This window comes from Pseudomonas chlororaphis subsp. piscium (assembly GCF_003850345.1).
In the GTDB taxonomy this organism is placed as follows: Bacteria; Pseudomonadota; Gammaproteobacteria; order Pseudomonadales; family Pseudomonadaceae; genus Aquipseudomonas; species Aquipseudomonas piscium.
The window spans coordinates 6,796,072-6,809,280 of record NZ_CP027707.1 but is presented as its reverse complement, the minus strand read 5'-3'; the positions used below and the strand labels follow the sequence as shown (position 1 = coordinate 6,809,280).

At 62.6% G+C, this 13,209-nt stretch carries 7 protein-coding genes; 1 reads left to right on the top strand and 6 read right to left on the bottom strand.

The window, feature by feature from the left end; translation table 11 throughout:
- Positions 1 to 9: 9 nt before the first annotated feature.
- Genes C4K38_RS31035 through C4K38_RS31015 form a run of 5 tightly spaced genes read right to left on the bottom strand, consistent with a single transcriptional unit; the run spans position 10 to position 10,134 of the window.
- Complete coding sequence (locus C4K38_RS31035; RefSeq protein WP_414860368.1) at positions 10 to 1,977, bottom strand: vWA domain-containing protein; 1,968 nt, start codon at positions 1,975 to 1,977, stop codon at positions 10 to 12.
- 23 nt (positions 1,978 to 2,000) lie between these two features.
- On the bottom strand, positions 2,001 to 2,996 hold the full coding sequence (locus tag C4K38_RS31030) for a hypothetical protein (RefSeq protein WP_053281407.1): 996 nt from the start codon (positions 2,994 to 2,996) through the stop codon (positions 2,001 to 2,003).
- 3 nt (positions 2,997 to 2,999) lie between these two features.
- Entirely contained in the window at positions 3,000 to 5,708 is a 2,709-nt protein-coding gene (locus tag C4K38_RS31025; RefSeq protein WP_053281406.1) for a putative virulence factor, read from the bottom strand.
- A complete protein-coding gene (locus C4K38_RS31020; RefSeq protein ID WP_053281405.1) occupies positions 5,705 to 8,770 on the bottom strand; it encodes a virulence factor SrfB in 3,066 nt (1,021 codons plus the stop codon). The genes C4K38_RS31025 and C4K38_RS31020 overlap by 4 nt, the downstream gene beginning before the upstream one ends.
- A 17-nt stretch (positions 8,771 to 8,787) precedes the next feature.
- Complete coding sequence (locus tag C4K38_RS31015) at positions 8,788 to 10,134, bottom strand: SrfA family protein (RefSeq protein WP_053281404.1); 1,347 nt, start codon at positions 10,132 to 10,134, stop codon at positions 8,788 to 8,790.
- A 280-nt stretch (positions 10,135 to 10,414) separates the two neighbouring features.
- Here C4K38_RS31015 and C4K38_RS31010 point away from each other — a divergent pair, with 280 nt between their 5' ends.
- Positions 10,415 to 11,629 carry an aldose 1-epimerase family protein gene (locus C4K38_RS31010; RefSeq protein ID WP_053281403.1) on the top strand — a complete coding sequence of 405 codons (1,215 nt, stop codon included), beginning with the start codon at positions 10,415 to 10,417 and terminating at the stop codon, positions 11,627 to 11,629.
- Between the two features lie 6 nt (positions 11,630 to 11,635).
- Here C4K38_RS31010 and C4K38_RS31005 read toward each other — a convergent pair whose 3' ends face one another.
- Positions 11,636 to 13,129 carry a YifB family Mg chelatase-like AAA ATPase gene (locus C4K38_RS31005; protein WP_053281402.1) on the bottom strand — a complete coding sequence of 498 codons (1,494 nt, stop codon included), beginning with the start codon at positions 13,127 to 13,129 and terminating at the stop codon, positions 11,636 to 11,638.
- Positions 13,130 to 13,209: the final 80 nt, after the last annotated feature.

Below are 13,209 nucleotides of genomic sequence, written 5' to 3'. Positions count from 1 at the left end.
GGCGTCTCGTTAAGGCATCATTTCCAGGGGCACCGGGTACACGTTATCCCGGGCATCGCTGTCCTTGGCCAGAGCCACCCAACGGTCTACGTCAGCGTTATAGCGCTGGTAGTGACGCAGTTTGGTGTTCAGCGTACGGATGAATTTTTCCTGGGCCAGGCCATCCCAGCTCTTCCAGGTTTCCTCATCCAGGTTCAAGACTTCGCTTTGGTACGGCAGGTCTTCCAGGTATTCGCCGAGCACGCCCATGTCGGCGAGTTTGGCGTTGCCGTTCTGCTTCAGCTGATTGGGGTCGGCGCCCATGGTGGCGGCCACCGAACGCAAGCGCTCGAACATTTCGGTCGGTGAAATCAGGCCTTCGTTGGCGGCGTCGAGAATCTTCTTCATCACGTCGCTGAGATCGCTGAGCTGGGCCTTGGTCAGCAGCACCCGTACATCGGTGGTGGGGATGTTCTGCTTGATCAGGTCACGGTCGGTAATCCACGCCTTGAACACCGGCGGTGCCTTGCTGTTGGTCTTCTCACCGAGGTAGGCCAGCTGCATGGCATGGCCGATCAGCGCTGCGTCTTCGAGCATCTTCTTCTCGGCCGGGTCCTGCTTGGCGTTGAGGGCGCTGCCGATGGCGTCTTCACCCATGTATGCCGCCTTCACCTGGGAGGTGATGGCAGTGGCCAGGGCATCGACCTTGCGGCCGAAGGCCTGAACGTCACCGGCGTCGACCGGGTAGTACAGCGAGGTGTTGGTGCCCGGGTAGGTCGAGAGGTTCTGATACTGCCCCTCGGCCTTGCTGTGGTCTTTGAGTCCGGCGGGTGTCTTCAGGTGCAAGGTGTAGATGGCCACGCCAGGCTTGGCTGCTTCGAGGCGCACCTGGGTGGCGCTGAGCCCGGTGTTCGACAGCTTCTCGTCACCTTCGATGGCCCCTGCGTCGGTAATCAGCACCACATAGCGCGCGCCGAACTGGCTCCAGTCGACTTTGTCGATACTGTGCATGACGCCGGCATAGGCGTCTTCGTCGAAGCTGCTGCTGGAGACCTTGGCCTGTTTCAGGTCGGCGACCTTGGCCAGGAAGTCGGCGCTGTCTTTGACCTGATTGGGGTCCGCATACATCTTGCTCACGTATTCCAGGCCCGGTACGGCCTTGGTGCTGGAGCGGAAGGCGACCAGGCCGAACTTGACCTGCTTGCCCAGGTTCTGCGACTCGATCTGCTGGTAGACCTTGCGGATCGCTTCACGGGTACGGTCGATGTAGGGGTCCATGGAAATGGTCGAGTCGATGACGAACACCACCGCGGCGCTGAACTCCTTCAGCTGGCTGCTGGCATTGACGTCGCCGCCGGCCCCGCCATTGGCGCCTGCGCCGCTGCCACCCTTGGCGTTCTTGTCATCGTCCTTGCTGACCGACGCGACGTTCAGCAGGCGGGTGCGGAAGCCACTTTCGGTCATCACTTCTTCGCCACTGAGAATCGGCAGCAGGTAGAACTGCTTTTGCAGATCGACGAAGTATTCAGGTTCTTCGGCCAGTACCCCGGGGGCCTGGGCGCCTTGCTTGAGCTTGGCGCGCAGCGGCGCGACCTTGCTCACCGGGTCCGGCGCATCGAGGATGCTTTCGACGGTGGTGCGGTCCTTGAAGAACAGCAGGCGATCACGGTTGGCCGGGTTGGTGAATGCCAGGGTCAGCTGCATTTTCCAGTCGGTGGTGCAGTTGGCCGGCAGCCAGCCGACGGTCTTGCCGTAGCTGTCAGGGCCGACCTTCAGCCATTCGGCATTGCCGGCCTGGGCGCGTTCATACACATAGAAACGCGAGAAAGTCGGTTGGGCCTCGCCTGCCGCACCGCCCGCCGCTGGGCTGAGATGGCAGCCAGGTGTGGTCAGCACGCGCTGGAACAGGGTCTTCTTGCCCTCCTGGATCAGCGGTTTGTCATCGGCCTGGGACACTGGGCTGATGCCCAGGGCCAGCAATGCGGCGGCGCCGAACAGGGCACGGTTGAGGGAGGCGCGACTCACTTCTGCAACTCCTCGAAGCGCTGCTTGGCTTCTGCGTTGTCCGGTTCGTGGCTGAGGATGGTTTCGTACCAGTAAGCGGCAGTGGCCTTGTCGGGCTCTGCGAAGCAGCTGCTGGCCTTGTGGTACTTGGGGTCGTATTCGTGGGCATAGGCGCTGGCGATCTGCAGATCGCCGGCCTGGGCGCGGTTGGCGTACAAGCGCTGGGCCACGCCGCAATGGTTGTTGGTCTTGGCCAGATTGATGATTTCCAGCAGTTGGGCGCTGGCTGGCGCGGCCTTGATGCAGGCCTGGACGAACGTCAGCTCGGGTTGGCCGTTCATGCTTTCCAGGGTGCAGGCACCGGCTTCGGCGGCGGGTGCCGGCGCCTCGGCCTTTTGCATCCAGAACCAGGCCGCGGCGGCGACAAGCAGTACCAGGATCAGGAGCAGCGGCCAGATCCAGCGGTTCTTTTTCACCGGTACCGGTGGCTGCACCAGGGGTTCTGTTTCGTTGATGGCGAAGCGTGAGTCGTCCGGTGCCGGCTCGGGTTCCGGCAGCGTCAGTTCCGGCAGCTGCGGGATTTCCGGGCTATCGGCAGCTGTCGGGGAGGCCAGATGACCCGCGTCGTACGTCGAACGGGTCTGACCTCCTGCTGTGGACGGCAACAGGCCGGCTCCCGGACGAACCACGCCCTTGTCGCTGAACCCCGGCCCTTGTTCGCGCAGTTCGATCTGGAAGTTCGAATTGGCGCTGCCTTCCAGCAATGGGTCGACCACCTCCATGCCCACCTGGGTTTGCAGGGTTTCGCCGCTGGCATCCAGATCGAATCGGGAGATCTGGAACCAGTACGGGTTGTTGCTCCACTTCTGCCCATTCTGCAGGTAGTAGGCATCCTGGTTGCGCTGGATCGAAAACTCCAGGTTCTCCGGAGAGCCTTGCCATTTTTTTACCGTCAGGCGGGCCTGGCCGGGTGCATTGGGCTCTAACGCGAGCAGGTCGACTCGAATGGGCATTGCTTATCTCGCTGTGAAGGCTGTGAGCACGCGGCCCAGCTTTTCGTTCTGTTCGGGGGTGATTTCGCGACCGGCGCCATGGCCGGCGTTATCCAGCGTGATGTAGGCCAGGCCCGAGAGCCAGTCGCCCAGAAACAGCTGCGCCTGGTTTGCCGGTTGGGCCGGTAACACGGGAACTTGGCCCGGGCCTACGTCGGTATAGAAGGAGAACAACGGAGCCTTGGCGCCCGCGCGGCTGTTGGGCCGCTCGGTAACGGGCTTCTGGATATAGCCGAACCACGACACGAAATCGCGCAGTACGCGCTGCACTTCCAGCACCTGACGCTCCACCAGCTGGTCGCGGCGCGCACCGCTCTGGGCGCGCTTGAGCACGGCACGGCTCAGCTGGCCAGGCAGGTCCTGGCGATGTCCGGCGGTCACCAGCTCATCGACTGTCGCTTCGATCACGGCCTTTTCCAGGCCCAGCAGATTCAGCAGGCTCTGGCGGGTCGGCAGTTCGCGCAGGTGAGCGATCCAGGCGGTAAAGGCGGCCTTGGCGAAACGGTGCTCGTTGCTTTGTGCTTCCGGTGCTTTGATGTCGGCCGAAACATGGGCCGGACTACTGTCCAGGTCGTCGCCGAAGTCAGCGAAGTCGAAACCGCCATCGTCACCGTACAGGCTCGGGCTCGATGCCGGTGTTGCCGGTTCGTCGCTGGCTTGCACCTCGTCGCTTTCGTATACACCGCTGAGGTAGAGGTCGCGGATTTCCTCACTGGGCACGTCGAGATGATTGATCAACTCGCCGAGCACGGCCGGACGACGGCCCAACTGGGTCAGAATCATCTGCGCCTGGGCTTTCTTGGCTGCCGCGGCGCCGTCGCCATCGGCGTGGTACCAGGTGCTCAACCCATGGACGGTCAGGCTTTCGATGCATTCGCTCAGTTGCTCGCGGATGCGTTGCAACTTGAACTCAGTGTTGGCCACACCGCTGAAGCTGCTGCTGAAGTGACTGATACCGCCGTCGTCTTCCTTGAGCATGGCTTGCCACGCTTTGCCTGGCGCTTTGATGTGTTTGCACACCAGTTCGTTGCTGGCGAAGCTCTGGCCCAGTTCGTTGAGACGGTCCTGATAGTCCGGGTTGATTCCGGTTTCCGCCCCTGAGCTGTCTTGCTTGATGAAGGCCGCGTCCATGCGCGGTTTGCGCACCAGGAAAGTGTTCTGGAACGGCGCGCCCGCCCAGTCGTTCATCCACGGCAGGCTGCCGAAACGTTCGAGCATGGTCAGTTTGATCATGCCGTCCCAGCTTTCGTCATACTGCGCCGGGGTCAGCTTGAGTGAGGTGCTGACCCGCAGGTCGAGCATGGTCAGCGCCCAGATCAGGCCGGTTTCGCGTTTGGCGCGTGTGGCGGCATCGCCACCCTGGGTTTTTTCGATCCAGCGGGTCAGCACTGGGCCGACATCGTTGACGTCGCTCTGCTTGGTCGAGCCGGTGCAGACCACCAGGGCGTTCATTTCCTGATTGTCGGTATAGCGTTCGAACAGGTAGGCAACCTTGCCCCGCAGGATCAGTTGCGAGACGGAATTGTCCTTGGTGCTGGAGTCCGGGTCGCTGGAATTGGCGATTTCATGGAGCTTCTTGCGTCCGCGGTAGCCTGGGAAGTCCAGCAGATCGACGTGGTCGACGATCTCGTCGCTGGGGGCCTCGATCAGGCGGAAAATCATCTCTGCGGTCAATGCCGCGAGCTGCGCCACCGGGATGCCCTGGCTGTTGTGCAGGCGTCCGTCAATCTGTGGGCGGACCTCGATCGGCAAATCCTGTGGAGTGGCAAAACGTTCGAGAATGTCGACGTTCATGATGCTATCGCGCTGGCTATAGGCATCGTTCTCGAAACGCACCAGCGCATGCAGTGGAGCAAATACGGTTTCGGGCAGGCCGAGCTTGTGCAGGGCCCCGGCCAGTTGTTGATAGGCACGGACCAGTTCGCGTTGCTCGCCCCAGAGAATCGAGAACAGCTCGGCGCGTTCCTGGAAGTTCAGGCGCGGCGCCAGTTGCAGCGCCTTCGGCCAGTACAGATGCTCGAGCTTTTTCACCGAGTTGCGGAAGTTGTCCCGCAGGTAATCCCACAACGACACCAGGTCGTCGGCGCTGACGCCCGGTTGCAGGGGCCCCGTTTCCCGGCCCTCGAACGGCTTGAGTACGCGCTGAATGCGTTCTTCGTCGATTTCGTAGGAGATGCGCTCCAGGTCGAAGTCCTTGAACCAGGAGTTGGCAAGGATCTTCGCCAGTTCGATTTCATTGAACAGCTTGAGCTCGACCGGAAACTGCGGGTCCTCGCTGGGCTTGGCCCGGCGGCTGAAACGCGTGACCAGGCCGGTGGCTTCCTTGCCGCCACCCACCGGGTTGATGTGTTCGATGAAATCCAGGCGTTTGCTGCCGAGTTCGGTTTCCAGCTTGCCGTTCTGGCCTGCGGCCAAGGCCGAGATCAGGTAGGACTTGCCCGCCTGGGACAGGCCGAAAAAGCCGATGGTCATCGGTGTGCAAGCGACGCGTCCGAGGCTATGGGCCAGATTGCGCGCGCGATGCAAACGCAGGTTCAGATTGTCGGCTTCGCCGTCCAGCCGCGGGGCATTGCCACGGGTCTGGCTGATCCATTCCAGTGCCTGACCGGCACCTTCATAAACCGCGGCCCAACTGGTCGAGAGCTGAGTTTGTTCGGGGGTCAGGTCGTTCATTTGCGTTTCACACTTCCACTGTCGAGCCAGTACTTGGTCTCGCTCAGGCTGGCGTCAAGCAGGGTATTGAGTTCCAGCTTGAGGTCGCTGCGCGGGTTGAAGCTGACATTGTTGCTGTTGGATTCGATGCCACTCACCGAGAGCCGGTCGCTGACCAGCCCGTGTTTGCGCGTGTGCTTGTCCGGAGCTTTGACTTCAAATCGCACCTTGAGCAGCGGTGCGTCGCCGTTCTCACCCACGGCACGGGAGAATTTGTCGCGGCCGGCGGGGGTGAAACTCAGGGTGTAGAGCGGTGACGCAGCCCAGCGATCGGTAGCCAGTTGGCGGAAGCCCAGGCGCAGGTCGCCGCGCATTTCCAGCTGCGGCGTATCGGCCTCATCGCCTGTACCGATCACAGGCAACTTGATCTTGTTGTCTTCGGACTGGATGTCGCGGTACAGCACGTCGGCATCCTTGATCACGTTGTTCTGGTCGATGATGCCGATGTGCTTGACCGTCGAGTACGGCTTGAGCGCCGAAGAACGGAAGTAGAAGTTCGGCATGCTGTGGCTGGCACACAACAGGCAGAGCATGGCTCCGACCGAAGCGGTGCTTTTCGGGTCGTCGATGCGCCCGTTCTTGTGGAATGGATACCAGCCGCCAGTGCGGTAGTTTTGTAGCGCCAGGATGCGTCCCGGCGGCAGCGGCAGGACCTTGCGAATGAAGGCCTGGACGCCGGGCAGGCGCGAAGGCCGACCCGTCAGCAACAGCACATCGCAGGGGTAATGGGCGACCACTTCACAGAGCGCACCGAGGATCTTGGTGATATTGATCTGGTCGTTGAGGAAGGCCGCGTGCAGCCGTTGCAGGTCGAAGCTGATCGGCGAGTCATACAGGTCGAAGCCGCTTTGCCCGCCCACTTCTCGACGCACTGCGCTGTTCACGTAGTCGAGCACAGTCTGGCTGATGGCGTTGTCGCCCAGCACGTCGCGATACCGATGGTTGGCTACTTCCGCCTGGTCCTGTGGATCATAGTGTTCATAGGCCTTGAGCAGTGCCAGGCCCAGTGGGACGAAGACCTGCAGGTTCAGTTGCTGGCGCAGGATTTCGTCCTGCACGCTGACGGTCTCGCCGCCGCACAGCCGGGACATCAGTGAGTCCGGGGCCCTGACGCCGGCGCTGTGCAGCGCTTTCTCGAAGCTGGGCAGGACAAAATCCTGGATCACGTCAAGCAGGATGTCGTCGCCGGCAACCTTGAAACCGTCGCGGAAACGCTGCTCAGGCACGATATGCACGTTACTGCCGCTGCCCATGTTGCCGGCGCGGTCGAGGCGGTAATCGGTGATCACCAGGTCGGTGGTGCCGCCGCCGATGTCGATGGTGCCCAGGGTGATGCGTTCGCGGTCACGCTTGTCCGGGCGTGCGATGGTGTCGAAGAACTCTTCCGGGTGGCCGGCGAAGTTTTCGTTGACCTCGGTGTACAGATAGACCAATTGGCCGCAGGACGCCTCATCCCATTCCACACGGATGCTCGGGATCGGTGTGCGGGCCTTATGGTTTTCGTCCTGGTGCGGGTCTTCTTCGCCGGCGTGCCAGCCGAGGCTTTTCCACACCAGGCCAATGGCCTGGAGCATGCGCTCGTTGAGGATGCTGCGTTCGGCCTGGGGCATGCCCGGGGGCACGGTCAGGGTCACGCTGTTGAGCTGGCGCGGTACCCGGGTGTGCCCCTGGCGCGAACGCTGGGCCGGGCTGTTGATTTGCGACAAGGCCTGGGCCAGTACCTCGGCCAGCATGAAGGTCATCAGCGAGCTGCGCGAATAGCGCGGCATGAACACCGGCAGGCGGTCGTCCTCATCGAGGGTGTAGAGGGCTTCGCCGGTTTCGTTGATCAGGTGCGAGAACGGCGCTGCGGTGGCGTAAGGCTCGTTGTCGGTCTTGACGTAGGAGCAGTTGAAACGCCAGCCGTGGCCGTAGGCGCTCTCGTCCCACAGATAGCGTTTCGGGCTGGAGAGCCCGGTGGAGCCTTCGGTACCGCGGCGACGGCTGGCCAGGCGTCCGGCCTCGCTACCGACGCGTGCGACAGTTGCCCATTGGAAGGCATCATGGCGGCCGCTCTTGACCGAGCAGTGGTCCTTGCCGAAGTACGCCTGGGAGAACTCCACGCGACTTTCAAATGGCTGGTTGTAGGTGTGTTCGGGGGCGATCAGGTCGCGCAGTTCCAGTACATAGTTCTGCTTGAGCCCAGAACCAGCCTGGCCATGGTTCTCGATCAGGATGCCGCAGGTGCGCGAGTTACCGACGTCCAGCACCAGATCCACCGGAATCGGCTTGACCAGGCTGTTGCTGTCGTTGGCGACCACCTTGAGCTCGGGGATCTCTACCTTTGGTGGTTTGTCGGACTGCTGTGCCGCCGTGGGTCTGCCTAGCAGGCTGAGCACATTCAGGTAGTGGGCCAGGTGGTGGTTGGCGCGGATGTCGATGTCCAGTTCTTCGCGGGAGCGATGGTTATTGCCCTCGTTGAACACCTCCAGCAGCCATTCGTTGACCCACGGCTGGGCCAGGAACCAGCGCAGCTCCTGGGCCTTGCTGGCGAGTTTGAAGGACACGCCGGAGCTGATGTCTTCTTCGTTCGGGGCCAGATAGGCGGTGCCTTCGCGCTTGGGCATGACCCGGCTGTCGAAGGCCATGGTCAGACGGTGGGTGTTGCCGTCGATATCCGGGGCCGGCAGTTTGACCAGGCGCATCCGCGACCAGTTGCTCGGGCCTTCGTCGAAACGATGTGGCGGCATGAAACGAAAGAATGGAATCGGTAACCAGACGCCATCAAGCAACTCGAGGCTGCTTTTCATGTCGATACTGAACACCGGCTTGGTCTTTTCGATCTTTTCCGGTTCGGGTTCGTAGAAGTAAAAGTCTTTCTCTTCGTTGTACAGCAGGCGACAAACCAGCCCACTGATCATCGGCGCGAACTCTCCAGCCGGCTCCTTGCGCGGATCGAGGCGCAGGGCGAAGTCCATGAACTGGATGCCGGTGTCACTGACGAGGGTGACGGTATCTTCGAATTGGGTGACTTCAGGCAACATGTCAGGGTTTTCCAGTTTTATTCGCCCGTCTGGCGCATGGACAAGGGGAACTTCTCATTTCCATAACCGCCGGTGCAGTCCGCGACACTGGTCGCGCCCTGCCGACAATCGACCTTTGGCATGTCATAGGTGCTGCCGTCGCCGCACACGGCCTGGCCCTGGCTGTTGATCGCCAGGCTGCCTTTATTCATGGCCGCAGTGACCGGGCCGGTGCAGGTCACGCCATTGGCCCGGCGCACAGTGACTTCGCCCTTGCCGTCCTTGAACTGGTATTCCAGACGCAGTGGCTTACCCGTCCGACGATCCTGGATGCCAGCGCCTGCGCGGTACTGACCGTTGAGAAAGTCAGCCACGCCATCGGCGCTGTTGGCTGGAATGCTCAGTGCCGGACCCGCAGGGGTAGCGGCTGCCGGGGTTTGCGGTGGGGTTGCCGGGGGTGTCGGCTCTGCGGCGGGAGGTGTCTGTGCCGGGTCGTTTGCGGTTTCCGCATTTGGCGTGACGGACGGATCGACCTTCACGTCGGCCGCTGCGGTCGTTTCGTTTGCACCACCGACCACTGGTGTTTCAGTGACCAGGGCGCCGCCACTGCCGATTACGGCGGTGCCGGGGGTGACGATACCGTTCACCGTAGGTAGGGCGGTGGGCTCCAAGGGCGTCTCGGCCACAGGTTCTTCATGCTGGGTGCCCACTGGCAACGTGACCATCGGTACACCCGGGATGCAGCCGCGCAGACCCAGCAGGAGCAGAAGCAAAAGCAGCAGGAGCAATGGCAGCAGCCACCACCAGCGACGCCACCAAGGACGAGCTATGACCGGTGCGGCAGCCACTGGAGCGGCCACGGGTGGGACAAGAGGGGTGCTGGGGGCCGCCGGAGCGACGGCTTGCAGGCAGTGCAACGGGTCGCGATTGCGCTCGGCGTCGGCGTGCTCGAATCCCCAGAAAGTCAGTACTGGTTTGCCGTTCACCAGGTAGACGAAATTTTCGTCGGGGAAATGAATGACGCGCTTGAGCAGTTTCCCGAAAACCGCCTTGTCGCCTTGCTGCTCGGCTGGGTCGTTGCCGAGGAAGCGTTGGCTCAGTTCTTCAAGTGCGGTCTTGAGGGCTCCAAGCTGCGCGCGTGCGGGGATGCGCTCCTCTTCGGTCGCGCTGCTCCAGGGAATGACATCGCCGGCCATACCGCTGTACCAGTCGATCTGGTTGCCCAGCTCGTCGCTTTGCGGGATGGCCAAGTGGTCGACCATGTCGGGATTCTTGCGACGAATGGCTTCGCGCAGTTGCAGGGCCGCCCGATAGACCGGTTGACCTGTTTCGCCCAGGGCAGTGAATGATCCGCTTTTGCCGCTGCGTAATAGTGCCCCGCGCATCCAAACTCCATGTGCTCATTCGCGCAAAAGGACAGACAAAATGCCTGTACTTGCTCCCTAAATTAGCTGGCGACCTTAATGTCATAATGATGTCGTCGTCAATGTGACATTGGTGGCAGCGGTGGCGAGTGTGTCATGGGATGACAAGCATGTGCACTGATTTGACGGAGAAGCTGGCCAGCCGTGGTCTTACGTCTGGTTAGGGAGTTGATTTATACGCTTGCTGAAACGATTCATCAGCGCTATAAAAATCCCACAACTCCAATAAAGGCATACCCCTATGACACCGCTCAGACTGCTGGTCGCTCTTTCCGCGTTCACCGCTGCTTCCCACGCCATGGCCTGGGACTATGTCCTGCTCGATACCGACAAGGCCGCCCAGGACTTCCATATCACCAGCGCGCAGTTGGGGGTGAAAACCGCCAAGCCCTTTTCCGTGACCTTGCGCACCCTGCATGGCGGGCGGCAGGAGGGGGTGAGCATCGTCGATATCGACAATGGTGCGATGAAGCTCTCGGTGGTACCGACCCGTGGCATGAACGTGTTGCAGGCTTCCGTCGGCGCGGTGCGCATGGGTTGGGATTCGCCGGTCAAGGAGGTGGTCAACCCGGCATTCATCGAGCTCAGCGGCCGTGGCGGCCTGGGCTGGCTGGAAGGCTTCAACGAGTTGGTGACCCGCTGCGGCTACGAGTGGGTCGGGCATCCGGGCATGGATAATGGCGAGTTGCTGACCTTGCACGGTCGGGCGGCGAACATCCCGGCGAACAAGGTCACCCTGCATATCGACGAAAAGCCGCCGTACGCCATCAGCCTGCGGGGCGAACTCAAGGAGCAGGCGTTCAAGAAGGTCGATTTCTCGGTGGCCACCGAACTGGTGACCGAACCGGGCAGCGTCAGTTTCACCCTCAACGACACCCTGACCAACAACGGCGACTATCCGAAGGAGTACCAGGCGCTGTATCACAGCAACTTCAGCACACCGTTCCTCGAAGAGGGCGCGAAGTTCGCCGCACCGGTGAAGCAAGTATCGCCGTTCAATGACAAGGCCAAGGCCGACCTCGCGGATTGGCAGACCTACCGCGGCCCGACCCGGGATTACGACGAGACCGTCTACAACCTGGTGCCTTACGCCGATGCCCAGGGCGATACCCTGACGGTGTTGCACAACAAGGCCGGCAGCCTCGGCGTGGCGGTGGGCTTCAATACCGGGCAGTTGCCGGTGTTCTCCCTGTGGAAAAACACCGACACCCAGGGCCAGGGCTACGTGACCGGCCTGGAGCCGGGCACCAGTTTCTCCTACAACCGTCGCTACCAGCGCCCGCTGGGCCTGGTGCCGACCATCGAGGCCAGGCAGAGCAAACAGTTCCAGATCCGCTACAGCCTGCTGGCCGACAAGGCGGCTGTGGATAAATCCCTGGCCGAGATCAGCCAGATCCAGAACGGCCGGCAGACCGAAGTACGGCCGACGCCGCTGGTGGACCTGAGCAAGGAGTGATCCTCCTCAGCTCGCGGCCGGCCGGTATTGCAACGCTTCGGCCAGGTGCTCGCGGCTGATCTGCTCGACCTGCTCGAGGTCCGCCAGGGTGCGGGCGACCTTGAGCAGGCGGTGGGCGGCGCGCAGGGACAGGGTCAGGCGCTCGCAGGCGGTTTCCAGCCAGTGCTCGTCGGTTGTGGATAACTGGCAATGCCGGCGCAGGCCTGGCAGATCGAGAAAGGCATTGGCGCAACCCTGGCGTCGTTGTTGCCGCTCCCGGGCGCGGGCCACCAGGGCCGCGGCTTGCACGGTGTTATCCCCAGCCTGGGGCTTGGGGTTGAGGGCTGTGCTTTCCCGGGCCACGGTCAGGTGCAGGTCGATACGGTCGAGCAGCGGCCCGGAGAGCTTGTTGCGATAACGCTGGATCTGCTCCGGGGTGCATCGGCAACGGCCACTGGGCTCGCCAAGATATCCACAGGGGCAGGGGTTCATCGCCGCCACCAGCTGAAAACGCGCGGGAAAATGCACCCGGTCGCGGGCCCGGGCAATGACGATCTGCCCGGACTCCAGCGGTTCGCGCAGCACCTCTAAGACCTTGCGATCGAACTCCGGCAGCTCATCAAGGAACAGCACACCGTGATGGGCGAGTGTTATTTCCCCAGGCTGCGGTTTCGAGCCACCGCCCACCAGGGCTGGCCCTGACGCAGAGTGATGAGGCTGGCGAAACGGCCGCTGCGGCCAGTGGCTCAGGGGAATGTGGCTGGTGACCGACTGGATGGCGGCCACTTCCAGGGCTTCCTGCTCTTCCAGCGGCGGCAGCAGGCCGGGCAGGCGGCTGGCCAGCAAGGTCTTGCCGGTGCCTGGCGGGCCGCTGAACAGCAGGTTGTGCGCACCGGCCGCGGCCACCAGCAGCGCGCGTTTGGCGGCCAGTTGGCCCTGCACTTCATTCAGGTCGGGGTAGGGCCGGTTCTGGTAGAGCAGGCCGTCCGAGGCATAGGGCTCGATCGGGGTGTGGCCGTTGAGGTGGGCGACGGCTTCCAGCAAATGCTCGACTGCGATCACTTTCAGTCCCGAGGCCAGGCAGGCTTCCTCGGCATTGGCGCGCGGCACCATCAGCGTGCGGCCGGCCTGACGCGCGGCCAGGGCCGCTGGCAGCACGCCGCGCACCGGGCGAACCGCGCCGGAAAGCGCCAGCTCGCCCAGGCATTCGACATTCTCCAGGGCCAGGGTCGGCACCTGCACGCTGGCGGCGAGAATGCCCAGGGCGATTGCCAGGTCGAAGCGCCCACCGTCCTTGGGCAGGTCGGCCGGGGCGAGGTTGAGGGTGATGCGCCGGGCTGGAAAATCGAAGCCGGCATTGAGAATGGCGCTGCGCACCCGGTCCTTGCTTTCCTTGACCGCCGCTTCGGGCAGGCCCACCAGGGTCAGGGCCGGCAGGCCGTTGGCCAGATGGACTTCGACCGACACGGCCGGCGCTTGCACGCCGGTCTGGGCACGGCTGTGGACGATGGCCAGAGACATGACTCGTTCCTTGAGGCTGGGAAACCGCGTCCTGCGGTTGTGCAAGCCTAGCCCCGACCGGGGCTGTGCCGCGCCAGCAA

Coding starts and splice junctions, on each gene's coding strand:
- C4K38_RS31025 (WP_053281406.1), bottom strand. CDS start 5,708: ATGAACGACCTGACCCCCGAACAAACTCAGCTCTCGACCAGTTGGGCC.
- C4K38_RS31010 (WP_053281403.1), top strand. CDS start 10,415: ATGACACCGCTCAGACTGCTGGTCGCTCTTTCCGCGTTCACCGCTGCT.
- C4K38_RS31020 (WP_053281405.1), bottom strand. CDS start 8,770: ATGTTGCCTGAAGTCACCCAATTCGAAGATACCGTCACCCTCGTCAGT.
- C4K38_RS31005 (WP_053281402.1), bottom strand. CDS start 13,129: ATGTCTCTGGCCATCGTCCACAGCCGTGCCCAGACCGGCGTGCAAGCG.
- C4K38_RS31030 (WP_053281407.1), bottom strand. CDS start 2,996: ATGCCCATTCGAGTCGACCTGCTCGCGTTAGAGCCCAATGCACCCGGC.
- C4K38_RS31015 (WP_053281404.1), bottom strand. CDS start 10,134: ATGCGCGGGGCACTATTACGCAGCGGCAAAAGCGGATCATTCACTGCC.